General features: G+C 50.8%; 20 protein-coding genes. 8 read left to right on the forward strand and 12 right to left on the reverse strand.

The genetic code is table 11. From position 1 onward, the window contains the following. Window positions 1-228: 228 nt before the first annotated feature. Entirely contained in the window at window positions 229-1,179 is a 951-nt protein-coding gene (locus IMQ33_RS22550) for a carbamate kinase family protein (RefSeq protein WP_174333063.1), read from the forward strand. Between the two features lie 13 nt (window positions 1,180-1,192). Next, the gene (locus IMQ33_RS22555; protein ID WP_196062746.1) at window positions 1,193-2,587 is read left to right on the forward strand and encodes an amidohydrolase family protein; all 1,395 of its coding nucleotides are present in this window, start codon (window positions 1,193-1,195) and stop codon (window positions 2,585-2,587) included. Window positions 2,588-2,644: 57 nt separating this feature from the next. On the opposite strand, the gene IMQ33_RS22560 is transcribed toward IMQ33_RS22555, so the two are convergent. From IMQ33_RS22560 to IMQ33_RS22595, 8 genes are all read right to left on the reverse strand, one after another. After that, on the reverse strand, window positions 2,645-3,019 hold the full coding sequence (locus IMQ33_RS22560) for a hypothetical protein (protein WP_141131543.1): 375 nt from the start codon (window positions 3,017-3,019) through the stop codon (window positions 2,645-2,647). 1,503 nt (window positions 3,020-4,522) lie between these two features. Then, the gene (locus tag IMQ33_RS22565) at window positions 4,523-5,050 is read right to left on the reverse strand and encodes a fimbrial protein (RefSeq protein ID WP_141131541.1); all 528 of its coding nucleotides are present in this window, start codon (window positions 5,048-5,050) and stop codon (window positions 4,523-4,525) included. A gap of 14 nt (window positions 5,051-5,064) precedes the next feature. Further along, entirely contained in the window at window positions 5,065-5,541 is a 477-nt protein-coding gene (locus IMQ33_RS22570) for a fimbrial protein (RefSeq protein ID WP_196062747.1), read from the reverse strand. Window positions 5,542-5,555: 14 nt separating this feature from the next. After that, window positions 5,556-6,053, reverse strand: a complete 498-nt coding sequence (locus IMQ33_RS22575; protein WP_196062748.1) for a fimbrial protein — start codon at window positions 6,051-6,053, stop codon at window positions 5,556-5,558. A gap of 147 nt (window positions 6,054-6,200) precedes the next feature. Next, window positions 6,201-6,950: a fimbria/pilus periplasmic chaperone gene (locus tag IMQ33_RS22580; protein WP_141131537.1), complete on the reverse strand. Its 750-nt coding sequence runs from the start codon at window positions 6,948-6,950 to the stop codon at window positions 6,201-6,203. Between the two features lie 6 nt (window positions 6,951-6,956). Next, complete coding sequence (locus IMQ33_RS22585) at window positions 6,957-9,503, reverse strand: outer membrane usher protein (protein ID WP_196062749.1); 2,547 nt, start codon at window positions 9,501-9,503, stop codon at window positions 6,957-6,959. A 54-nt stretch (window positions 9,504-9,557) separates the two neighbouring features. Beyond that, on the reverse strand, window positions 9,558-10,103 hold the full coding sequence (locus IMQ33_RS22590) for a fimbrial protein (RefSeq protein WP_196062750.1): 546 nt from the start codon (window positions 10,101-10,103) through the stop codon (window positions 9,558-9,560). Window positions 10,104-10,197: 94 nt separating this feature from the next. Next, window positions 10,198-10,722, reverse strand: coding sequence for a fimbrial protein (locus IMQ33_RS22595; RefSeq protein WP_141131531.1), 525 nt, complete (start codon window positions 10,720-10,722; stop codon window positions 10,198-10,200). A 420-nt stretch (window positions 10,723-11,142) separates the two neighbouring features. On the opposite strand from IMQ33_RS22595, the gene IMQ33_RS22600 reads away from it, so the two are divergent. Both IMQ33_RS22600 and IMQ33_RS22605 read left to right on the forward strand, forming a co-directional pair. Next, window positions 11,143-11,940, forward strand: a complete 798-nt coding sequence (locus IMQ33_RS22600) for a winged helix-turn-helix domain-containing protein (RefSeq protein ID WP_196062751.1) — start codon at window positions 11,143-11,145, stop codon at window positions 11,938-11,940. Between the two features lie 7 nt (window positions 11,941-11,947). Beyond that, the gene (locus tag IMQ33_RS22605; protein WP_196062752.1) at window positions 11,948-12,421 is read left to right on the forward strand and encodes a hypothetical protein; all 474 of its coding nucleotides are present in this window, start codon (window positions 11,948-11,950) and stop codon (window positions 12,419-12,421) included. 160 nt (window positions 12,422-12,581) lie between these two features. Here IMQ33_RS22605 and IMQ33_RS22610 read toward each other — a convergent pair whose 3' ends face one another. The 4 genes from IMQ33_RS22610 to murQ all read right to left on the reverse strand — a co-directional run bounded on the left by IMQ33_RS22610 (window position 12,582) and on the right by murQ (window position 17,847). Beyond that, window positions 12,582-14,306, reverse strand: a complete 1,725-nt coding sequence (locus tag IMQ33_RS22610; RefSeq protein ID WP_196062753.1) for a PglL family O-oligosaccharyltransferase — start codon at window positions 14,304-14,306, stop codon at window positions 12,582-12,584. A 147-nt stretch (window positions 14,307-14,453) separates the two neighbouring features. Beyond that, window positions 14,454-15,062, reverse strand: a complete 609-nt coding sequence (locus IMQ33_RS22615) for a LuxR C-terminal-related transcriptional regulator (RefSeq protein WP_196062754.1) — start codon at window positions 15,060-15,062, stop codon at window positions 14,454-14,456. Between the two features lie 422 nt (window positions 15,063-15,484). Continuing rightward, complete coding sequence (gene murP / locus IMQ33_RS22620) at window positions 15,485-16,936, reverse strand: PTS N-acetylmuramic acid transporter subunit IIBC (protein ID WP_196062755.1); 1,452 nt, start codon at window positions 16,934-16,936, stop codon at window positions 15,485-15,487. A gap of 2 nt (window positions 16,937-16,938) precedes the next feature. Then, window positions 16,939-17,847, reverse strand: coding sequence for an N-acetylmuramic acid 6-phosphate etherase (murQ, locus tag IMQ33_RS22625; protein WP_196062756.1), 909 nt, complete (start codon window positions 17,845-17,847; stop codon window positions 16,939-16,941). Between the two features lie 228 nt (window positions 17,848-18,075). On the opposite strand from murQ, the gene IMQ33_RS22630 reads away from it, so the two are divergent. The 4 genes from IMQ33_RS22630 (at window position 18,076) to IMQ33_RS22645 (ending at window position 23,553) form a co-directional block, all read left to right on the forward strand. Next, window positions 18,076-18,936, forward strand: coding sequence for an SIS domain-containing protein (locus tag IMQ33_RS22630; protein WP_196062757.1), 861 nt, complete (start codon window positions 18,076-18,078; stop codon window positions 18,934-18,936). 279 nt (window positions 18,937-19,215) lie between these two features. Next, window positions 19,216-21,081 (forward strand): glycoside hydrolase family 3 protein, encoded by a 1,866-nt coding sequence (locus tag IMQ33_RS22635; protein ID WP_196062758.1) that lies wholly within the window; start codon window positions 19,216-19,218, stop codon window positions 21,079-21,081. 18 nt (window positions 21,082-21,099) lie between these two features. Beyond that, window positions 21,100-22,185, forward strand: a complete 1,086-nt coding sequence (locus tag IMQ33_RS22640) for a hypothetical protein (RefSeq protein ID WP_065686347.1) — start codon at window positions 21,100-21,102, stop codon at window positions 22,183-22,185. A 36-nt stretch (window positions 22,186-22,221) separates the two neighbouring features. Further along, window positions 22,222-23,553, forward strand: a complete 1,332-nt coding sequence (locus tag IMQ33_RS22645; RefSeq protein ID WP_196062759.1) for an exo-beta-N-acetylmuramidase NamZ domain-containing protein — start codon at window positions 22,222-22,224, stop codon at window positions 23,551-23,553. The last annotated feature ends 86 nt before the right edge of the window (window positions 23,554-23,639 follow it).

Raw genomic sequence — 23,639 nt, forward strand, 5'->3', positions numbered from 1 at the left:
GCGCATGGCAAGACCGTGATGCTTCGGAAAGTAAGGAGTAATAAAAGGAGGGTATCACACGGAAAAATCAACGGACTCAGTTGGGTGAAAAAACAAGGTGGATGAGTTATTACGCAGAAAAATCAACGAACTCGCTCGGTTCCCTCTCCCTGTGGGAGAGGGTTAGGGTGAGGGGCAATCACCAGCTCCCGCCCCTATTTAAACGGCCTTTTTAATCGGAAAACCCAGATGAAAGAACTCGTCGTCGTCGCCATTGGTGGCAACAGCATTATCAAAGACAACGCCAGTCAGACCGTGGAACATCAGGCCGAGGCGGTGAAAAAGGTCGCAGATTCGGTGCTGGAAATGCTGGCATCGGATTACCACATCGTCCTCACCCACGGCAACGGCCCGCAGGTGGGGCTGGAATTGCGCCGTGCCGAAGTGGCCCACGAACACGAAGGGCTACCGCTGACCCCGCTGGCCAACTGCGTAGCAGATACCCAGGGCGGTATCGGCTATCTCATTCAGCAGGCACTCAATAACCGCCTGGCACAGCATGGCGGGCAGAAAGCGGTAACCGTCATCACGCAGGTTGAAGTGGATAAACAGGATCCCGGCTTCACCAACCCCACCAAACCGATCGGCGCTTTCTTTAGCGAACAACAGCGCGATGCGTTATTGCAGCAATACCCCACCTGGCGGTTTGTAGAAGACTCCGGGCGCGGCTATCGCCGGGTGGTCGCCTCACCGGAACCCATCAGGATCGTGGAAGCCGACGCAATCAAGGCACTCACGCAACAAGGGTTTGTGGTGATCGGAGCAGGCGGCGGTGGCATCCCTGTAGCGCGTAATTCACAAGGTGATTACCAAAGCGTCGATGCGGTGATCGATAAAGATCTCTCCACTGCCCTGCTCGCCAGGGAAATCCGTGCCGACGTACTGGTGATCACCACTGGCGTAGAGAAAGTGTGCATTCACTTTGGCAAGCCGAACCAACAAGCATTAGGCCAGGTGAACGTGGCCGAAATGACCCGCTATATGGCAGAAGGCCACTTCCCTGCTGGCAGCATGCTGCCGAAGATCGTCGCCAGCCTGGCGTTCTTACGCGATGGCGGCAAACGCGTCGTCATCACCTCGCCGGATTGCCTCCCCGCCGCACTGCGCGGTGAAGCGGGCACCCATATCGTTAACCTCTGAGAGGCAACAACAGATGAATGAGAACAAAAGCCGCCGTGAGTTTTTAAGCCATAGTGGCAAAGTAGCTGCGGCCTGCGCACTATTGGGCGCAACCTCCTCCGTCGGTTATGCTGCTAACCCGGCAACCGCGAACTGTGAGGCAGACCAGCGCATGAAAATTACCGATCAGCACTATTATCTGGATAACGTGCTGCTAGAGGCGGGTTTTGAGTTTGACGGGGCAACCCCGGTCAGCACTCGCACCGAACTGAAAACGCTGGAGATCAACCAGGGCAAGATCGTTGCGTTGCGCGATAACCGCCAGCATGCAGACAGCGCGCTGCCGGTTTACGACGCTGGCGGCAAACTGATGCTGCCCGCCATGCGTGATATGCACATCCATCTGGACAAAACCTTTTACGGCGGCCCATGGCGTTCGCTGAATCGCCCAGCGGGCACCACCATCAAAGATATGATTCGGCTGGAGCAGAAGCTGTTGCCGGAACTGCAACCTTATACCCAAGAGCGGGCCGAAAAGCTGATCGATTTGATTCAGTCTTACGGTTCCACCACCGCTCGCAGCCATTGCAACGTTGAGCCGACCTCCGGCCTGAAAAACCTGGAGAACCTGCAAGAAGTGCTGGCACGTCGCAAATCTGGCTTTGACTGCGAGATTGTCGCGTTCCCACAGCATGGCTTGCTGTATTCAAAATCAGAGCCGCTGATGCGTGAGGCAATGCAGGCAGGAGCGCACTACGTTGGTGGGCTGGACCCGACCAACGTCGATGGCGCCATGGAAAAGTCGCTCGATAGCATGTTCCAGATCGCGCTGGATTATAACAAAGGGGTGGACATCCACCTGCACGAAACCAGTCCGGCAGGCATTGCGGCGGTGAATTACATGGTAGCAACCGTTGAGAAAACGCCACAGTTAAAGGGCAAGCTAACCATTAGCCACGCCTTTGCGCTGGCAATGATGAATGAGCAACAGGTGGATGAGATCGCCACCCGCATGGCGGCACAGCAGATCACCATTGCCACCACGGTACCCATTGGCACTATGCACATGCCGCTCAGCCAACTGCGTGAGAAAGGCGTGTTTTTGATGACCGGCACCGACAGCGTGATCGACCACTGGTCGCCGTATGGTTTGGGCGACATGTTGGAGAAAGCCAACCTTTACGCTCAGCTTTACGTCCGCCCGAATGAGGGAACCCTGTCACGTTCGTTGGCCCTTGCCACCGGTGACGTCTTGCCGCTGAATGATAAGGGTGAGCGCGTATGGCCGAAAGCCCAGGACGATGCCAGTTTTGTGCTGGTTGATGCCTCCTGCTCCGCCGAAGCGGTAGCGCGTATTTCCCCAAGAACCGCCACGTTCCATAAGGGCGAGATGGTTTGGGGCCGCGTTGGGCAAGGCAGTAAGGTCTGATAGATGCTGTGACGTCTAGGGGCGCAGCATGCTGCGCCCATTTAAATCATCATTGGCTTAACCCGCGCTTGCATTAACAATCCACCAATAGAACAGACCGAGCAATGCCAAAAATACCAATACGGTGATTAACACCCGTGCTCGCTTATGCCCTTTGGTAAACGAATAAATGAAGTTCACAAGTTCGTAGATGGCTTCCAATATCCCAAAAATAATTCTGATTACCATCCCTACCAAATCGCTGATAATGTCAAACATTCCCTGTTCCTTGCTATCCTTAAAGGGCATACCGTACCAGCTAGGCACATGATAAACCACTGACCTTCGCTGACCGAGTTTCACATATCCGCCGAGTTGGTCGTCGTAATGAACAGCCCCGCCAGTGACAGGGCCAACATCAGCAGGAATACCAGCCAGTGCATCCTGTCCCAACCACGATCTGACCGAGGTGTCTCACGCCAGTTGACCGCCTGGCGCCCCCCGATCACACTAAATGCCTACAGCGTTCATAGAGACCGCACGCCACGTTGGTGCTAGCATCCGAGTGAGGCACGTTGTCACATCGGCGATACTACCACCACCACGCTTCTTGTATAGTCGCCAGGAACCGCGTTTACCGCAGTCACCGTCGAGGTGACACGCAGTGTGCCGCTGGTCGGACTTGTAACAGACAAACGTGCTATCAGTCCTGGACCGAGTTCCAGTTCGTTGGAACCGACTATGGTCACCTTTGGGGTCGCTCCGCAGTTTACGGTCGTCGTGACCGTCCTCGTGTCAGAACCGGATGGCGGGAGGTTGCCGTGGGTCAGGTTATCGATAATACCAAGTTCACATACAGTCTGCGGCGGCAACGATTTTACGCAGTATCGGGACCCGCTATTCGCGACAGTTGTAGCATCGAGCGGCCCGAATGGAGTTTCTAGTACGAGGGCTGGGTATTGGGTAACACCCGCCATTACACACTCAGCTCCTGGGCCGGCCCCATCGTGCGGCCCCCATGTCGAGCCAAAGCGACATGCCGATGGATCTTTGAGCTCCCAAGAGCCAGCCCGAGCGTATGAACACCCGTTATTGATGGGGGGTGAATGGGACGAGGCCCAGGTGCAGGAGCTGAACAAGCCATTCGTTGGCCCGACATCGCAATGTACGCCATACATCTCGAACATATTATGCGCGGACTGGCGAGGTTGAGTTGGGGTCCCCACTTCCAGCATTTCAACCCTTCCTTCGTAGTACACGTTGGTCCCACAGCCCGGCCCGCCATGCCAGCAGGAAGTGATCTTCACCTCAGTGACCACCGGCCAGAGCATGGCATGGCAGACGTCAGTTAGTAGACTTAAAAGTAGTATTGCGCAGCATATTGCTCGGATCATTTGTTTCGCGTATGTCATGAAGTGTACTGTTGTGAAGTATGTGAAAATCAGGCAGCTCGGGCCCCCACGTTTGACCGTGAGTGCTCGGATGTGATTAATTAATCCGTATGTCATAGACAAGCAAAATTATTCCCCAACATCTTCTATGCCCATATTGCCCACCGTGCTTCATACGTCCGCACCCGCAACTCAGCCTCTGTTGGTGACAGTTTCTACATTCGAGCCTGCTCGTAAAGCCGCGAGCGTCGTGCGCGGTGGTTTTTCAGCGCTCTGGGTGCTAGGGAGGTCCCCGTGGGGGTAAACCATACGCCCAGCAAATCAAAACCCTGTGCAATCCTGACCAGTTGAGTCTTGTCTGAGTGAGTATCAAAACGGTCCCGGTCAAAAAATTAATGCAGCCATTTAACACTGCAGCGCAGTTGCCAGCCGCGGGTAAACAGCAAAAATTCATCCCTATATCGCGCATCTCCCCCTCCTGAGCGTTAGAAAAGCCGTCTGCATGGTGGCAGTGCATAACTCCGACAGATGCGTTGCCCTTTCACATCACACTGCCGCTGCGCTGTTATTCATATTCCAGGCTAAAGGTTGCCACTGCGCTAAACGGACCACGCTGTATGGTTTTATTCATCAGCGCGTCCGCTTCACCCTGCACGAATGCATATGCCGTCAGGATATTGGCCCCGCTCATCAGCGCCTGCGCTTTACCTTGCTGGTTAATCGGCAACGGTTCGCCCCGAGAGGTTTCCATACCGATGGCGATGCCACTGGTCTCGCTGCCACCGTTCAGCGCCAGCAGACCCGGCAGCGCCGCGCTTTCATTACCGCTGAAAGTCACCTTGACCGTATTGCCCAAACTGAGATCACACTGCGCTAAATGCAGCTTGAACGGCTGGCCGCGGGTACGGGTGTTCAGATACAGGTACTTGTCGATCACTGTGTCAAAATCCAGCACGACCGTTTCATCGCCCGGCGGGATCACGCAGGGCTCCGCTACCAGCGCACCATGTAGACGCATATTCTCCGCGGCTATACTCAGTTGGCTACACAGCAGTAGCCCTGCCGCCGCGTACCAGTTGGCTTTATTAACCATGGCTATTCTCCGTCTCATTGGTATACCGCCAGCAGGGTGGCTGTCGCCTCAAACGCGCCTTCTTTCAGGGTAGCCCCCGGTCGCTTGACCGGCACTGCCTCAAGCGTTGGCACAGAGTTCAGCTTGATAGGGATCGGCTTATTGAGGGTAAATAGTTTGCCGTTTTGCAGCAGACGGATAGCCAGACTGTCTACGTTGCTCTCTATCGCCGCCTCGTCGTAATCCGCGGGGGTGCCGACCACTTCCAGCGTCATATTCCAGGCCCCGGCACCGGGGTCGCAGGTGATTCGGTAGCCCACCGGCTTAAGGTAGTTAACGCCATCCACCTTGCTGACCCCGACACGAGTACCGAAACTAACCTCCACCTCGCCGCCGTCGTTGATGGTACACGGCGGCGGCTCGATCAGGGTGCCGGAAAAGCGCATGTTGTCCACCGCCACAGCCGGACCACCGAGGGCCATTAACAGAAAAATACTGCCATATCGCGCCATTGCCTCAGCCCCTTTCACTGGTATTCCACTTTCATGGTCGCCCCAGCGGAGAATGTCCCACCGCTTAGCGTAGCCCCGGCCTGCTTGACCAGGACCGCTTCAAACGTTGGCAGCTTGGGGTAGGTAAAATTCACCCAGGTGTTGATTGGCTGCCTATTGCCGTCGCGCAACAGCGCCACCCCCAGATCGTCCTTATCGGTTTGCAGCACGTCGCCGTCAAAGCCAGCGCCGATACCCTGAATTTGCATTTTCATCGCATTATTCGGCGCGTTTTTGCACTCTATCGAGTACACCACCGGCCGTTTCTTGTAGCTGCCGTCTATGCGGGTGGTCATCACGTCGTTACCGAAACTCACTTCGATCAGGTCATTATTGTTAATCTCGCATGGTGGCGGCGCTACGATGGTCACCGTCACTTTGATGACGGTGCTGGCCGCCTGTGCTAGCGAACCGAACAACATTAACGCGGCTAAACCACAGCCGGGAAAATACCGTCTTAACCTTGCTTTCATGCGACTTCCCTTAGTCATAGCTGAGCTGAATGTCCACCTGCGTGTAATAGGTGTCACCGCGGCGACCTCCTGGGCATAAGTAACCAGTGCCGTACCACCACAGGGGTTTTGTTTCACATCGCTTATCTATCGGTTATTTCGTGAACCTTATTTACGGCCCGCAACCGCATGACAGCTAGCGCCGCTACAACTAAAAATCAGCTGCGGGCGGCCACCGTAGTCGTTAACGTAGGTCAGCACCGGCGCGTTACCCAGTGCCGAGGCGGCTACCTTCAACGGTGCACTCCCCTTTGGTGCCACCATCAGCGGCTCGAAGCCAGCGGCACTGTCTCCCCCTTTTTTGCTACTGACTCCCACCAGAGTTACGTAATACGGCGTCGGATTATTCACTTGGTAACTATCACCCAGTTTGGTCAAGGTCAGCTTTTCCTGCCACGGTGTGCTGGCCTCAGGATTGGTCACTGCAATCGCATTCGGCCGGTAGAACAATTTGATACGGGTTTGTAGCGCCAGTTGCAGCGTGTTGGGCTTGTCGCTCTTTGGCGGGATCTCGCGCAGGTTGAAGTAGAACAGCGTTTCGCGGTCTTGCGGCAACGTATTAGCGGCCGGCAACCCTTGCACTTTTACCTGGCTTTTGGCACCCGGTTCCAAGCGCTGCACCGGTGGTAATACCGCCAACGGGCTGGTGATTTTTTTACCGTTGGCGTCTTCGATCCAGCCCTGTGCAAGGTAAGGCAGTTGCTTGTTCTCATTGCTAATGCTCATACTCACCGACTTGTCACCGCTGTTGAAAATCACCCGGGTACGATCCAGCGCAATGGCTGCCATCGCTTGTTGAGCACACAACAGGCAGGCTAAGCCGCCAGCAATTAATGTCACTACATGGTTGGTTTTCATTACTCTCTACTCTTCAAAAGTTTTTAACGCCTTGCCACTAGCCAGCGGTCCGCAAGGCAGTAACAGATTACCCATCTGGCTTAGCGACAGTCTCTGCGGCAGGGTAAAGCCGCATTGTTCCGCGCCGCTCCAACTCACGCTCATCGCCTCACCGGCGTTGATGCCACTGAGGTACACTTCACCATCGTCATTGATGATGCCCACTTCCTGCTGCTTGCGGTTGTGCACCGTGGCACCAAATGGCGGTGCGGAACCGTCCGCCAACCGCACTACCGCCATCGCCTTTTCGCCGGCGATCACGTCAAAATGTCGATAGCCAATGGCGCCTTCAGTCAGTGTAGCCTGCGCCACGCTCTGGCTAACTTCGGCGTTTTCCGGCAGTGCGTTCAGATCGATGCTGAACTGATTGCGGTAGTAACTACCGATGTCCACCACCACCGCTTTGCCGAAAGCATTACTCAGGGTAGGCGCGCTGTAACCACGGATCGGGATACCCGGCACACTATCGGTATCCAGCAACATGCGGGTGCCGCCGCTCATGCTACTGCGGTGCAGTGCAGCACCTTTTGGGGTGGCTGTCGCACCGCCCTGCAACGACAGCCCCAGCGAGCTGTATTGCCCAGACTGATAACTGGCACTGGCGTTCACCTGGCTGATATCGCCCCGGTGGCTGTAATAGCCGCTACCGGTAACGCCGCTACGTGCAGTGCCCGCACTTACCTGATAGGTGTCACGTTCGTTAAGCCGGTCGTAATACCCTACCTGATGGGTATTATCATTCCGGCTATAACTGCTGCTATAGCTCAGCGAACCGTTGCTACCCCACGGTAATGACAACGACAGGTACATACCATCGTCATTGTTGCCGTTATATCTGTTGCGGTAACCGGTTAGCGACAGGCTGATATTCCTGAAACGGCCCAGATCGAAATTACGCGACAATGTCAGGTTATAGCGATCGTTGGCTGGCCGATCCCAATAGGTCTGGTGGTTATAGTTCAGATAAGCGCTTACCCCAAGATCACGGAACTGCTGGTTAAAGGTGATGGTATACATCTCCTTACTGCTGTTGGTTCGTGAGCCGTCGCTGCGTGCATCCAAGTATTCGCCCATCGACATATAGTTGCGCTGCGAGAAGCGATAGCCAGCAAAAGTCACCTGGCTGTCATAGTCGTCGAAGCGTTTGGAATAACTTAGGCGGTATGAACCGCCGCTCAGCGTGCCCTGTTGCGGCAGATTGGCGCGCGACTGGGTGGCGTCGAACGATAGTGCGCCGAACATCATCAGATCGCGCCCCATCCCCAGTGCCAGTGCGTTGTAATCGCCGCCCGCTACCCCACCGCCATACAGAGACCAGCCGTTGCTGACGCCCCAGGAAAACTCACCGGTACCAAACAGAGGTCCATTGCTCTGGTGCTGCCAGTTAGTAGGACGACCGGCCGCTACTTTGTAACGCACCGAGCCGGGCCGGGTCAGATACGGGATACTGGCGGTGTCCATTTTAAACTCCTGCACGCTACCGTCCTGCTCTTCTACCCGCACATCCAACTGACCGGTGACCGCGTCGTTAATGTCCTGAATGCGGAACGGACCCGCCGCGACCTGGGTCTCGTACAGCACCCGGCCCTGCTGGCGAATAATCACCTTGGCATTACTTCGCGCCACACCGGTCACCTCAGGCGCATAGCCGCGCAGGTTGGGTGGCAGCATGTTGTCATCGGTCACCAGACTGGCACCGGCAAAGCGGAGACTGTCGAAGATGTCGGAGTTTAAAAAATCCTCCCCCATCGTCAGCCTGGCCGCCAGCCTCGGCAGAGCACGGTAGGCGTAATAACGGCTCCAATCCCAACTGGTGTTAGTCTGCTCGCCAGAACCGCCTTGATGATCCAGGCGCGATTGCCAGTCGGCACGCAGTCGCCAAGCTCCAATGTTGCCGCCCAGAGTCCCGTTCCCACTGATGTTATAGCTCTGTGTGCCCTGTTTCTGATTACGCTGGCCTTGCGCATTCAGACTGTAGTCAAACAGCAGGCCAGGGATCCCCTCGTCCCAGCGCGCAGGCGGGTCCCAGTTTTCTGCAGTGTATTCCAGGTAAACCTGCGGAATATTCAGATACAGCGCAGCCGCGCCTAAATCGCCGCGCACTTCCATCCCCTCCAGACTGCGGAGATCCAGACACTGGTTTTGGTGCCACCAGGCCAATTTCAATAATGCGGATTCTTTTAACCCCAATTGTTCAACCAACTGCGGTGTAATGCAGGCTTCACTGCCTTTGGCATCGTCATCCGGCGGGTAAAACGCTACCGGCTGATCGGTTAATGTCTGTTTATTGATATGCACGGCAAACAGATAATCGCCAGGCATGATAAAGTTACCGCGAGAAAACTGCTGCAGGTCAATATTGGCGCGATCCGTAACATCCAGAATATCGGTATTAAATTCAATGTCAGCAGCCGCCCCGTAAGCGGTATTCCCCGACAGAATAAGTGATATCAACAACCCCAGGATCCGCGGTCGTATTTTCCCTATACGGTCATATGTCGATGTGGTTGACATCCGCAAATCCTTATCAATAGTTATTCAATGCGTATTTACAGAGTTAAAATTGAATTAGAAATAGTCCATCTGATAATGTACAGTAGAATAATAACTACCCGCTTTCATTACCGAGTTATTACCTACTAGCCTCAGGCCATAGTTAAATCTCATAGTGCCCGGTTCAAGTTTATTTCTAACCGTCGGAACACCTGGCATAATGATGTTTCCTTGGCCATCAGAAATTTGTAGAGCAAAACCCTTAGCATTACCATCAATGCCAAACAGACCCGCATCGTCTCTACCGTAAAAAGTCACGGAAAAATATTGCCAATGATCAAGTTCAGGATTGAAACCCTCCAAAAAGCAATTCTCCAATTTAATATTAAAAGCATGCCAATCGCTCAGACCATTATTAACAATATAACTAATTGGCAGCGTCGCTATAGTTATCGTTTGATCAACATTTTCGGTATCAATGGTGCAGGCGGAGTTGATAATCCTGCCATTTACAGTAACCTCGCCATGCCACTGATTGGTAGATAGCGCCAAAGGCGAACACAGCAACAGGTTAATTAATACCGAACTGTGCAATATCCTTTTGCTACGCTGTGAATACATACTCTATCCCCGCATAACGATAGCCCGAGCAGTTAATGAGCAGCATGCGGGTTATCCCGCATGCAATTAACCGTGCAAATAAATCGCTGTGGGCTTACTGGTACGCCAGGGTAAAGTCAGCAATAGTTTTAAACTCACCCGGGGTGATGACAGCTGAAGCGCCATCGCCTTGCAGGTGGGCGCTGAAGCGCAGAGTCGCCTGACCGTTTTCAATTTTCTTCGCTTTGCTAGCTTTGGTCAGCGGCAGCAGTTTACCATCGATGTCGGAGATAGCGATGCTGGCACCACTCGCAGACCCTTTCATTGCCAGCAACCCTGGAACCGCTACGGACTCGGTACCGCTGAAGGTCGTGGTCACGTCTTTAGCCGTTTTCACATCACAACCGACCAGCTTGATCAGAATATCTTGTGGCGTAGACTTGCCACCGTTTTTCAACTGTCCGGAGGCGATATCGCCCAACTCAACGACCAGATCCTTGCTACCTGACTCAATAGAGCATGGTGCATCAATAATTGAACCTTTAAAGGTCACGGTACCTGAACCTTGGTTTGCCGCGTTAGCCATAGAGATAGTACCCAGAGCCATTACCACAGCCAGCATGATTTTGTTCAATTTCATTATTACTTATCCTTTAATAAAACAGTTTATCCTAATTGACGTTGTCATCAGTTCACTCGCACAACCGCAGGGAAGCCAAGCCCCCCATTTACCTGCATCTCGTTGAAGCTTGTTGACGAGATAAATCTTACCGTGACACCGAGCCAATCGGAATTTAATTCTGTTTAATTGATTTATTTGGATTTAAATATCATTAATTTTATAAAATTAAGAATTTAAATCCAATAATGAAAAGGAATGAAGCCTTGTGAAGTGAATGATCAAAATTGAAAAAGCGGTGAATTTTATGTAAAAAAAATTTCAAAACTAAATGTTGACTTCATGATAAAACCTAATTAAATTCCCCAAAAAGATAAAACAAGACTAATCTTAACAGTGCGGTTTTGTTAGATATTGACACCTAAGGAATTAATCATCGCCATGATATATATAATAAATACTATTATTGCATTTGATCCGGTTACGCGTAATCTCTCGTTGAAAAATGATGCCCAACTGTCGGTCGAATTATCAAAGCCAGCAACTCGCCTGTTATCTGAGTTGATTGAACATAATCACACCACTCTGGTTCGAGAGGAACTTATCAAAAGGGTATGGGAAGATTATGGCTTTTCACCATCAAAAGGTAATTTAAGCAATAGTATTAGTGAGTTAAGAAAGGCGTTTACCAGCTTGGGGCTTCATCAAGAAATTATCATCACCGTGCCTCGAACCGGTTTCAAGATGGAGGCAGAGATTCATCCGTTAGTAAAATATAAAAAAGAAGCCACTAAAGTAGTGATAGATACCATGGAGCCGGTGCTTGACGCCCCCCATTTATCTATGGGATCACGCTTGGTATCACGGTTAGAAAAACTGGAAAATAGAGAAAAGAAACAGAAAATCCGTTTATTGCTTGCCAGTTCCATTGGGATCGCGGTGATAGCCAGCATTATTTTCTTCATGTTGCCTAAAAGCGAAACGCTTCGTCTGGTGACCACCATAGGGATGTGTAATATCTACGGTTTGAGCAACGCCAAGCAACCATCTGACTTCGTTAGTAATGCTAATGATATGATAGAGAGTCAAGGGATAGAGTGTATAGATGAGGCCGCTGATATTTATTATGCCGATTCACGCCCCGTCAACAGTCTCTTAAAGGTGCGATTCATGGCAGTATGCAGAAATAATGGTACCGCCCGATATCAACATTGCACAACTTACAAAATCGTTAAGTAGGATCAAAATGAAAATAATCCTAGCCCCCCTTCTTATTGCATTTATTGTGAGTGGTCTCTTCTATTATCACCATCATCAAATACGACCATTTCGCTGTGATGCTCAGTCAATCTCACATATCGAACAGGGGGAGGATAAAGTGGATTTGAATTTGAATGTCAATATCATTTTCACTTTACATAATGAAGGTGTACTATCTTTTACTGGTTCGGTGAAACACGCTGGTCGCGAATACCTTGTCAATAGAGAGCTTTTCTTTACAAGTACCCCGTCAGAGTTAGAGGGTACGAATAAAACTAAAATTACACGTGAAGAGATCAACAAGAATGATGAGTTGCCACTGGGATTATGGCAGCAATACATACTTTCGAAGGTCCAAGGGACTGAGTTTTATACTAACTTAACAGCGGTCAATCATAATGGCATGTTGTTACAGGAGCTTTCTAATCCTTTATTTGTCTGTGTACGTTCGGAAAAATAAGCTCCACCATTTCATTTTTCACTCTCGATCTAATCGCTTACACTAGGTAAGCGATTTTTCATGACGCCAGCACGTTTGGCCGGTTTTCGCCCTTCAAGCTGTTGAGGCGTTAGCCACTCTCATTCAACTGAATCACCGATCGGTGTAAACTTATCACTATTCACTCAGGCAAATCGGTTAAAAACCGTGGGTCAGTGGGAAATAATGCCTTTGCTTCCTGGTGTAAACGCCGGTAGGTGGCGGTATCCTGCTGATATTGCGCGATAGCTAACCATGAGGCATAAACATTTTTATCGATCCGACGTGCAAGATAGCCCTGAGCCCATTGGGCATAGTTTTCAAGCAGGCGGGGATCGCGGGTCTGGTTATACAGTAGCAACGCATGGGTCTGTTGATCGTAATGCCAACGTTCGGTATTCACCCAGGGATCAAACGCCATCGCACGGCGAGCGGGCTGAATATCCGCGAAGTGATTACGTTCAACGGCGGTTAAAGACAAATTGGCATAGAGCCCAATACTGGCCACTATGAAAACGACGGCTGAAGCCATGGGCACTACAGCTCGTAAAAATGAGGGAGTTATCAAAGGAAAAGTAGTGCGTTCTGTGGCCTTATCGGTTTGACGATCCCACTGAGCCAGCAGCAGTAAAAAAATGGCCCAATGTGCGCTAGACAGCACAAACGGATATTCCGTTTGGCTATGTAACAGCAAAGGGAGCAGCGCGATGGCCAGCGCCAGGCTTGCACCGTGTTTTCGCCAAGATAGCCAGAACAGCCTGAAACCAGCACAGAGTAAGATCGCCATGCCTGCCAAGGCAGCTATGCCCCCTTCAACCCACCAAAGCAAGATTTCATTATGCGGATGGCGCACCACGCCAAGACCCAATGTGGATAATCCGGCAGCCAGACGATAGTGCTGAAAGCCGTATTCGAATCCGCCATAACCCCAACCCAGCCAAGGCTTTTCGACAATCATCTTTAGGCTGTCCTGCAACATGATCAGCCGGGCCTGATTTGACGCGGCGTGTTCAACCGTTTCAACGCCTCCATTTATTTGAAAAATCAGGGCAATAGTGATACCAACAAGCATTAAACCAGTTGCGATCCCCGTAAGCTTTTTTGCCTGCCGCCATCCCAACCAGAGCAACAGCGCCCCGCTGATACCGCCGCCAAGCCAGCCTATCCGTGACTGTAACCACACCAATAACGCGGGGAACAGCACCAGCACCAACCCCAAGGAATATCGTCTGCCTCGTTCTGCTTTTGGCTGAGTTAAGGAAAAATCAGGCAACAACAAGAGCATCAATGCCAGTGCCAATCCGCAAGCGATAAAGCTGGCCAGCACATTCACCTGTTGGAAAACCCCATAAGGCCGACCGTTTTTCATTGGGTAGTCATACCAAGCCGGTACGGTTCCCGGTAAGGTCAATTGCAACAGGGCGATCACCCCCTGGAATACAGCGGCCAGCAGAATGGCGTAAAATAGCCAATGGCGGGTAAAGTGTGGTGGGCGATATTGCATCCATGAGACGTAAAAAACCCAACCGCCAGCCAACCCAAGCCAGCGTGCCAGCCCAGCACCCTGCCAATGGGGAGAGGTATATAATAGGGGAATTGCCAGGATCACCACGGCCAGCAGCAGCCAACGAGCCGTTACGCTAAGGGAGATGGGAGAGTTAGCCGGTAGTGTCAACCAGAGGGTGGCAGTGACGGCAGCCATCACCGCCCAAGTCAGGATATTTTGCGGTAGTTTCAGGCCGCTTCCGCCCATATTAGGTAGGGCGAGCGGGCTAAGAAATATCAGCCAAATCAGTAGTAACCCTAGAGGCAATAAAGATAGCCCCATTGGGCTAGCCAATGGTAAAGGACTGTGTGGATGGCGCATTTTTTCACCTGATAAAATAAACTTCAGTGCCAAGAGCGGCGGTATTGCTCTTTTATGCCTATCACTCTTCAATTTAGGGGGGGGGGGCTAGTCACCCTAATTGTAACAAGGTCCAGGGGCCTGAAGTCAAATAAGATAACTCATACTTTACATTTTCCTCTCTGAGCTGGATAACCCGCCTTGTAACAACCAGTGGAATAATTCTTGGTTGCGCTTGAAATTCAGTTTTCTCATCGCTGAACGCTTATACCCACTTACCGTTTTGACGTTAAGCCTCATCACATTTGCCGTTTCTTCGTGCGATTTACCTTGTATCAGGTAGCGCAGCACTTCACTTTCACGGAGGGTAAAGCCCTGGGTGCCTAGCGTTGTTTTCGGAGGCAGACACCCTTGCATAGATATCGCCTCTTCGAGCATGTTCTTGACCACGTCAATCGGTTGATTTCGATCTAACGTCCCGTTTTTTCGTGCCGATTTAAATAGATGTGATAGCAAGCCATTTCTTTGGTCCCGGATCAGAAAAACTAACGGGCTCGGCGCTCCCGAGGGTAGAGAGCGCCAAACGTTAAACCTGGCGCCATAATCGATCGTTTGAAAAATGATATCTGCCGAAAAATCAGCCACATGCCGATCGATGAATTGTACTGAGATGTCTTTGCTGCGGTAAAAATCAGAAATGACTCGGCGCAGCCCAGCTATAAAATAGTTATCCCTATCGATTATCAGAACTTTGATTATTTTGGCCGACGCTGCCATAGCGATGCTCCCTCTCTCACCCCTTGAATATCTAAAACCCGCTCTAGATTTCATGTATTAACTTATAACCATTGATATAAAGGAGATTATCGTGACGTAGCAAATCTATCAATTTAATTGTTTTATGATCTAATAATGTGATATTTAATTCTTTTTTTAATAAAAAATTAATCTCTTAACATAGTTTAATTTTAAAATTATCTGTTTGATGAACAGCAGAAATCGCAAACTCAATGGCAATACTGTTGAATTTTCAGGGGGCTGAATGTAGGTTCGACGCTGGCTAAGTCATTAATTATTGGATGGGCGCAGCATGTGGCGCCCGTTTTAGCGTACCCGCTTAGGAGTGTCTGGCCCGGTAAACCGGGCCATCGTGTGATGAGAGTATTAAATCAACCAAAAACAAGTTAAAACAAATTAAATCAGCTTAAATCAACATCTTTACTGCCAAACAACCAGGTCAGAATAAATCCGGCGAGATAGGAGATCAATATACCGGCGACATAAACCAACATGCCGGCGAAAATTCCCTTGGCTGAGGTCATTAATGGAATCGACACCAGACCCGAAGGGCCAAACACCGTATTCAGCCCCACCGGCAACCCCATCCAGGCAACCAGACCGATAAAGAACCCACCGACCGCACCACCCAGACAGGCGGTAACGAAGGGCTTCAGGCGCGGTAAGGTTACGCCGTAAATCAGCGGCTCACCAATCCCCAGCAGGCCGGGGAAAATGGCACCTTTAATCTGGGTACGCAGCAAAGAGCCTTTAGGAGAGCGAGCAAACAGCGCCAGTGACGCCCCCACCTGCCCTGCACCGGCCATCGCCAGAATAGGGAACAGCGAGTTAAAGCCCTGCGCATCCATCAAGGCAAAGTAAACCGGCACAAAGCCCTGATGAATGCCGAACACAACAGCGATCAGGAACAACCCGGCCAGAATGGCGGTACCGAACGGGTTACCGTTCAGGTGCATAAACAGCCATGACATGCCCTTAAACAACTCACCGCCAACCGGCATAATCACCACAAAGGTAATGGCGCCAGTGATCAGCAGGGTAATTGAAGAAGTCAGGATCATATCCAGATTATCGGGGATCACCCGGCGCACCTGCCTTTCGATCCATGCGCCCAAGATACAGGCCAGTAGCACCCCAATAATGTTACCGCGTGGGTCGATCGCCAGCCCAAAAAAGTCGCTCATGCCTGCGTAGTAGCCGGTAGTTCCTTCCGGTACATAGCGTAAAACAAACAGCGAAGCGATGATCGCACCGTTAACTCCGGTGCCACCAAAGGCCTTCTGAGTGTTAAAGCCAATCAGGATACTGAGGAAGGTAAACAAACCGATGCTGAACACTTTCATGTAAGCGATCAGCCCTTTGAGCCATGCGGCCGGTGCCACTCCCTCCACGATCAGCGTTTGCTGCATCAGGGTGGCAATCCCCAACAACAGCCCTGCGGCAATAAAACCTGGGATCAGCGGCGTAAAGATCGTGGCAAATTTGGTCAGGAAATTATGCACCGCGCTATTTTGCTTGGCTTTCATCTGCTGCTTGTTTTCACTTGCCAGGGCCTGCAAGTCAGCTTGCTCGGCACTCCCCCGTTCCTGCTGCGGCTGCGCCGTTAACAACGCATTCATCATCTCGCTGGCAGTTTGCGCTTTGCCAGGGCCGAGGATAACCTGCAGTTGATCGTCGCCGTTAACTACCCCCATCACGCCAGGGATCTTCTTTAACTCATCAAGCCGTATTTGCAGACGATCTTTTAACGTCAGACGCAGCCTGGTCATGCAGTTACCGCAGATAATGATATTTTTACTGCCACCTACCAGAAGTAAAATTTGCTCTATCATCGGAACGGTTATTTTCGCCATGGTTATGCCTGTATCCCTTGCAGTGCTTGACGGATAAACCCTTTGTTTTTACTCAAAACCGCGCTGGCCTCAGGTGCAGACAAGCCGCCGAGGATCATCACAATCGCGGTTTTGCAGTGGCGCTGACATTGATTAAGTGCTTCTTCCGCCTCTTCAGGGCTGCACTCCGTGGCTTCGACCACGATATTGACCTGGCGCTGTATCAGCTTGGCGTTGGTGGCTTCCACGTCGACCATCAGGTTGCTGTATACCTTGCCGCTGCGGATCATCGCCCCGGTGGTGATCATATTCAGGATTAACTTCTGCGCCGTTCCCGCTTTCATCCGTGATGAACCTGTCACCACTTCTGGGCCTACCACCGGTTCAATCGCGATATCGGCTGCCTGACCCATTTCGCTATTCGGATTGCATGAGATAGCTACGGCAGTCGCCCCAACGCTACGGGCATAAGCTATTGCCCCCAGCACATAAGGGGTGCGGCCGCTCGCTGCGATGCCGACCAATACATCACGCGCGTTGAAACCGAGATTACGCAGATCCTGCTCGCCCATTTGCGGACTATCTTCGGCATTTTCCACTGCCTGCAAAATCGCGGCATGGCCCCCTGCGATCAGCCCAACCACCTGCTCACGCGGCGTACCGTATGTTGGTGGGCACTCACTGGCATCCAGGATCCCCAACCGGCCAGAAGTACCCGCACCGCAATAAATCAATCGGCCACCGCAGGCAAAAGCGTCTACCACCAGATCCACTACCCTGGCGATTTCTAGCAAGGTGGCGGCTACCGCCAGCGGCACTTTTTGGTCTTCGCTGTTGATCACGGCGAGCATATCCAGTGTGGGCAGCGTATCAATTTGCGAACTGGCCGGGTTGCGGCTTTCCGTCACCATCTGGCTTAAATTTATCTTCATAGGGGCTTCCAATGGGTTAAGATTTTCGACAATGTTAAGGAATTATTTATTCGGCAAATGTGATAATCGTCACGGTAAATCTATTCTCGCCGAGAGTTAAATCAGGAATAAAGCGGAAAAATAACCGCCATTTAAACTTTAATTTCCAACAATTTCAAATGAATAAGTCAAAGGAATGAAAAGCCCCCTAACTGGAATAATCTATTACACACAGTGGAGATATTGTTGATGTCAGTCCTGAACGAAATCACCTGGTTGTTGCCAAGCCTGGCCGAAAACCAGCAAAAAATCGCTAAATATATCCTTGATAACCCGGAAGCCGTCCTGGGCATGTCTTCTTCCCAGTTTGCTGAAGATGCGGGGGTCAGCCAGTCTGCCATCGTCAAGTTTAGCCAGAAAATCGGTATGAAAGGCTTCCCTGCCCTGAAAATTGCCATCAGTGAAGAGCTGGGTAGAAATAACCTGTTCAAATCCTCTCCGCACAAGGCCTTGCATAACGCCATCTCGTCGGAAGATTCATTGATGGTTGTGGCACAAAAGCTGGCCCATGAGAAGAATGCCGCGATCGTCGAGACGACAAAAAGGATCAATTTCGCCATTTTCCAACAGGTGGTCGATGCCATCGATAACGCCCAGCGCGTGCAGATCGTCGGCATTTGGGGCTCTGGCCTCACCGCCAAAGATCTGAGCTATAAATTACAAAAGATCGGTATCCTGAGCCTGGTAGAAGCCGACCTTCACGTCCAGATTGCCACCGCGCAGGCGCTAACCGCCAAAGACGTACAAATCGTGATTTCTTTCAGTGGCCGCAGGAAAGATATGCATATCGCCGCCTCCATGGCAAAAGCACAGGGAGCGACAGTGGTCGCCTTAACCGGCAGCAAAGATAATCCTTTAGCCAAAATAGCCGATTATGTATTGGAAAGTGTCTCTGATGAAAACGAGTGGCGGAGTTCTTCGATTTCGTCCAGAACCGCACAAAATACCCTGACGGATCTGATTTTCCTGGCGTTAATGCAACGACGCAAGGAGAGCGCCAAACCTCTGGTGCTGAATGCGAGCATGACCATTAATAACCTGGACGACTGACCCCCAGAAAAAACCGAATACCATTAAAACAATGACAAGAATTATCTTAACTTTTTATGACGAGATTAAAATAATTATCGCAAGATATTCTTGCCCTTAAAGGGTTATTCTTTGCTCGCCCCCTTTACCAATCAAGCTGCGCGATACAATGCTGGTATAAAAAACCGGCATTATTCCTTTACGCATCACAAACACGAATCGATCAACTGTGATAATTATCACTTTATTACCTGCTTTGGAATGTACAATCGCCGGAAATTGATACCTCGGAGTCATCCCATGAAAAAAATAATACCGGCCATCTTTTTATTTAGTGCCGGAAGCTATGCTGCCGCTATTCCAGAAGCCCAACTAAAAGAGATGTGGCTCTCCCCCAAAGGCGCGACTGAAAAGATCATTGCCGACATGAGTTTGGCGGAAAAACTCGGGCAAATGTTGATGGTGGACATTCGTTCCTGGGATGAAAACGGCAGCGAAAGCAAAACCCCTTTTACCGAGATGAATACCAACGTCAGTAAAATGATGACGGACTATCATTTAGGCTCGGTGATCCTGTTCCGTGAAAACCTGATTAATACCCCACAAACGGTTGAGTTGATTAATAATTTCCAGCACGCACGGACTAATTTACCACTGTTTATCAGTACCGATCAGGAAGGCGGATATGTTACTCGTCTACGTGTGGGCACCGAGATGCCGGGTAATATGGCCTTGGGTGCTACCGGTGTGGCCGATTTAGCCAAACAAGCCGGGAATATTCATGGTTATGAGTTAACCAGCCTTGGGTTTAACTTTAACTTTGGGCCGGTAGTGGATGTCAATAACAACCAGAATAATCCAGTCATCGGCGTTCGCTCTTATTCCGACGATCCTATTCTGGTTGGGCAATTAGCTCGCAGTTATATCGAAGGTATTCACCAATATCCGGTGCTCACCTCTCTGAAGCACTTCCCCGGGCACGGCAACGTCGCCTCAGATACCCATTTTGCACTCCCCAGCGTCAACACGGATAAGGCTTCATGGCAACAGACCGAACTGAAACCCTTTGTCGACGTAATGCCCGATACCGATGCCATTATGACCGCCCATGTGGTGGTGCCAGCGCTTGATAGCACCATCCTGACCAACATCAAGGGAGAGAAAATCGGTACCCCGGCGACCTTATCCAAAGCGATCTTGACCGATACCCTGCGTAATCAACTCAAGTTTGACGGGCTGATCCTGACGGATGCCATGGACATGGGGGCCATTACCGGCAATTTTGATCGTCATTGGTCCATCAAGCAGGCTATTTTAGCCGGTAATGATATCGTCTTGATGCCAATAGGGATTAAAGACAGCGCCAGCATTGAACAACTCGGCGAACTGTATGCTTATTTGCAGGCAGAAGCGGAAAAAGACCCAGTGTTGAAGCAACGCATTGAAGATTCTGCGCAGCGGGTGATTTATACCAAGCTCAGTAAGCGCATCTCCCCTGCGCCTCATGATGCTGCCACGGCTGAAAGGATTGTCGCCTCCAAGGCGCACAAGGATCTGGAAAACGCCATTTCAGAGCAGGCCATTACGCTGATCAAAAATGAGCAGGTTCTACCTTATACGCTGAAACCACAAAACAACATCATGGTCTTTTCGGACGAAGGCCCACGCAATGAGTTAATCAACAAGCATCTGGGCCAGATTGCCAATGAGTTGAAAGTGGGATTAAACGTAAATGATCAGGTGGTTAAGCTGGATCAGGATACATTAACGACAGAAGAAATTGAGCAGCAACTGCAAGGTCAGCAGTTGGTTATCCTGGCCACCTACAACCTGAAGCTCAACCCAGTCAATGCCCAGCGCATCATCGACGTCGCCAATAAGCAAAACATTCCTCTGGTAGTTATTGCTACGCGCAACCCGTATGACATTGCCTATTTATCTGACGTAAAGGCCAATATTGCGATTTATGGCATCACCGGTTTTGATGTGACCAATAACGTCCGCAACAGCCTGGAAACCAACATTCGCAGTGGTTTAAGAACGCTGTTCAAGGGGCCTACAGGGGATAGTCTTGCAACGCCTCACGGTAAATTACCGGTTGATATTAAAACACCAGATAATAATAACGTGCTCTACCCACGCGGTTACGGATTAACGGCATTATAATATCTCTGAAGGTAAAACATGAAGATCTTAACAGGGCTAGTGATTTTCAGTGCTATTCTCATGGCACAACCGGTATTGGCTGATGAGTCTGAGACCGATTATGATCAGGAGATCATCAAACTCAATAAACGCATTCAGCAAATAGAAAAAGAAAAGAAAGAAGCACAGGATAAAATTAAACAGCAAACCTGGCGCTTCGATACCTATATTGGTACCGAGCAAGAGATAGACAGTGACGACCGCTGGAAATATATCCGTGGCAGCGTAGCAACCTCGCCTTATGTCGGTGCCTTTATTTACCAGAATGATTCATTGTGGCTGTATGATGTCCAATTTTTGAAAACCTATCTGGACAATACGCCAGAATATGACCGCACTCGTTGGCAGGCAGGCGTCACCAGAACGTTTCCCTTCACTTTGGGAGGAAAAACTGGCAACACCAAATTACGCCTCGGTTATCGTAACGACAACTGGCATTATCCTTCCATCAGCAACCCAGCGCTGGCAGCACCGGAATACAAAGGGGATATCCGCAAGGGCGAGGAGCGGCACGAGATCTGGATCCGTCCGCAAGCCTATTACAAATACTCTGATAGCCTGAGCTTTAATGCCAGCCTCTCTTTCCGCCTGATTGACCGCAAGTTGGATTATGCGCGGGCAAAAGGAGATTATGGGGTTTACAAACGCGATTGGAGCCAGATCAATGAGCACTTTGCGGGAGCAAACCTGACGTTTAACCAGAAAAACTCCCTCTGGCTGAACTATCTGTATATTGATGAGCAACTGGTCAATACGCTGTATAACAAGGAACATTTCCTGTGGGCGATTTACCGTTACAAGTTCGACAGTGGCGTGATGTTAATGCCTTATACCCGCCTGGCACTGACTAAAGGGACGCAAAGCTTCCGCGACTCCAGAAACCAGGAAACGGTTTATAAAGAGAAAGACCGTAGCCGTTACGGCTTCCAGGCAATCTATCCGTTTAACAAACAAACGTCGCTGTTTGTCGACAGTTATTACCGCCCGGAACAAACCTGGATGAACGGTGATAAAACCAGCAACAACTTCTGGTTCTGGGCGTTGGAACTGCGGCATAACTTCTGACGGGTATTTGACCCTATTAATGGAGGGAAACAAGGAATGAGACACCTGCTACTGACGGTATTATTCCTGTGCTCGTCGTTGGCTATCAGCGCTGGCCATGCCAGCGCTGGACCAGGCATAGTGCTCGGCGTCGATCAGGAACACATCTATGGGCCGCTGCTTAAAAACCAGCGCGTCGGCCTGATGGTGAACCAAAGCTCAATCAACAGACAGGGCCGCCACACCATCGACAAATTGCTCTCCGAGCAGGATAAATATCAGTTTACCGTGACCACTCTGTTCTCGGTAGAGCACGGTATTCGCGGTAATGCCGATGCCGGGCTGGGCGACGATAATCATCTCGATAAACATAGCGGCCTGCCGATCGTGTCTTTGTATGGCCGGGATGAGGATGGGCGGTCTCGAGCCCATCCCACCGAGGCACAGTTAGCCAATGTCGATATCGTTATTTACGATCTCCAGGATGTGGGCGTTCGCTTCTTTACCTACACCATTTCCCTGCACCATATGCTGGAAAGCCTGCAAAAATACCACAAGAAAATGATGGTATTCGACCGACCTAACCCGCTCGGCAGCCATGTATATGGCCCTATTCTCGAGGAGGCAAACATCTCGGGGATTGGTATGCATCCGATACCGATGGTGCACGGGCTCACCTCGGGGGAGTTTGCCCGCATGATCACCGGCGAGGGTTGGCTGACAAATTTCAACGATACCAACTGGCAAGCCTTTGGCATCAAAGACTATCAGTTCCCTGCTAAAGACCTGATGGTGATCGGCATGGCTAACTATACCCATGACACCCCTTATTCACTGCCAGTACGGCCATCGCCGAACCTGCGCAGCGATCTGGCCATCCATCTCTACCCTTCTTTGGGCCTGTTTGAAGCCACCAGCGTTAATATGGGCAGAGGTTCAGACCATCCATTTGAACAACTGGGTTTTCCTACGCGCCAGTTTTACGTCAATACCTGCTATCAGGTGGATATCAACCAGCAGAAAACCGGCTGGCCACAGGCCGGAAAGGAAGTGTGCGGGGAGATTTTGACCGCTACCGACATCGGCCAGGTTAAGCCAACGATACGTTATCTGGTCGACTGGTGGTTCAAGTTCAAGACTGCGGGCTATGAGATGGTGATCCCTGCAGCAAAAGAAGCGCAGTACCTCGATTATCAGGAGGAGTTCTTCTTGATACGCCCCCAGTGGCTGGCCAAGCTCACCGGCACCAGCAAACTGGTTACGTTGCTGAATGACGCAAGCGAAAGAAAGCTGTCTGTTGATGAAACGGTTAAATTCATCGAGGCCCAGTGGCAACCCGGGGTGGATAGCTATTTGCAGCTGCGGGAAAAATATAAGCTTTACCCTTAACTAGGCTGCGATGGCGCAAGGGGCGCCACATGTTGCGCCCCCTACAAATTCAGTCATTGCCACGTTGTCATTAACCCTTCCCTTTT

Origin of the sequence: Serratia sp. Res13-Sevr-LER1-36-b, from assembly GCF_015673035.1 — a bacterium.
Taxonomy (GTDB): domain Bacteria; phylum Pseudomonadota; class Gammaproteobacteria; order Enterobacterales; family Enterobacteriaceae; genus Chania; species Chania fonticola_C.

Bases quoted from the DNA above. Each gene is read 5' to 3' on its own strand.
- IMQ33_RS22550 (WP_174333063.1), top strand. From the start codon at position 229: ATGAAAGAACTCGTCGTCGTCGCCATTGGTGGCAACAGCATTATCAAA.
- IMQ33_RS22555 (WP_196062746.1), top strand. From the start codon at position 1,193: ATGAATGAGAACAAAAGCCGCCGTGAGTTTTTAAGCCATAGTGGCAAA.
- IMQ33_RS22565 (WP_141131541.1), bottom strand. From the start codon at position 5,050: ATGGTTAATAAAGCCAACTGGTACGCGGCGGCAGGGCTACTGCTGTGT.
- IMQ33_RS22570 (WP_196062747.1), bottom strand. From the start codon at position 5,541: ATGGCGCGATATGGCAGTATTTTTCTGTTAATGGCCCTCGGTGGTCCG.
- IMQ33_RS22575 (WP_196062748.1), bottom strand. From the start codon at position 6,053: ATGAAAGCAAGGTTAAGACGGTATTTTCCCGGCTGTGGTTTAGCCGCG.
- IMQ33_RS22580 (WP_141131537.1), bottom strand. From the start codon at position 6,950: ATGAAAACCAACCATGTAGTGACATTAATTGCTGGCGGCTTAGCCTGC.
- IMQ33_RS22585 (WP_196062749.1), bottom strand. From the start codon at position 9,503: ATGTCAACCACATCGACATATGACCGTATAGGGAAAATACGACCGCGG.
- IMQ33_RS22590 (WP_196062750.1), bottom strand. From the start codon at position 10,103: ATGTATTCACAGCGTAGCAAAAGGATATTGCACAGTTCGGTATTAATT.
- IMQ33_RS22595 (WP_141131531.1), bottom strand. From the start codon at position 10,722: ATGAAATTGAACAAAATCATGCTGGCTGTGGTAATGGCTCTGGGTACT.
- IMQ33_RS22600 (WP_196062751.1), top strand. From the start codon at position 11,143: ATGATATATATAATAAATACTATTATTGCATTTGATCCGGTTACGCGT.
- IMQ33_RS22605 (WP_196062752.1), top strand. From the start codon at position 11,948: ATGAAAATAATCCTAGCCCCCCTTCTTATTGCATTTATTGTGAGTGGT.
- IMQ33_RS22610 (WP_196062753.1), bottom strand. From the start codon at position 14,306: ATGCGCCATCCACACAGTCCTTTACCATTGGCTAGCCCAATGGGGCTA.
- IMQ33_RS22615 (WP_196062754.1), bottom strand. From the start codon at position 15,062: ATGGCAGCGTCGGCCAAAATAATCAAAGTTCTGATAATCGATAGGGAT.
- murP (WP_196062755.1), bottom strand. From the start codon at position 16,936: ATGGCGAAAATAACCGTTCCGATGATAGAGCAAATTTTACTTCTGGTA.
- murQ (WP_196062756.1), bottom strand. From the start codon at position 17,847: ATGAAGATAAATTTAAGCCAGATGGTGACGGAAAGCCGCAACCCGGCC.
- IMQ33_RS22630 (WP_196062757.1), top strand. From the start codon at position 18,076: ATGTCAGTCCTGAACGAAATCACCTGGTTGTTGCCAAGCCTGGCCGAA.
- IMQ33_RS22635 (WP_196062758.1), top strand. From the start codon at position 19,216: ATGAAAAAAATAATACCGGCCATCTTTTTATTTAGTGCCGGAAGCTAT.
- IMQ33_RS22640 (WP_065686347.1), top strand. From the start codon at position 21,100: ATGAAGATCTTAACAGGGCTAGTGATTTTCAGTGCTATTCTCATGGCA.
- IMQ33_RS22645 (WP_196062759.1), top strand. From the start codon at position 22,222: ATGAGACACCTGCTACTGACGGTATTATTCCTGTGCTCGTCGTTGGCT.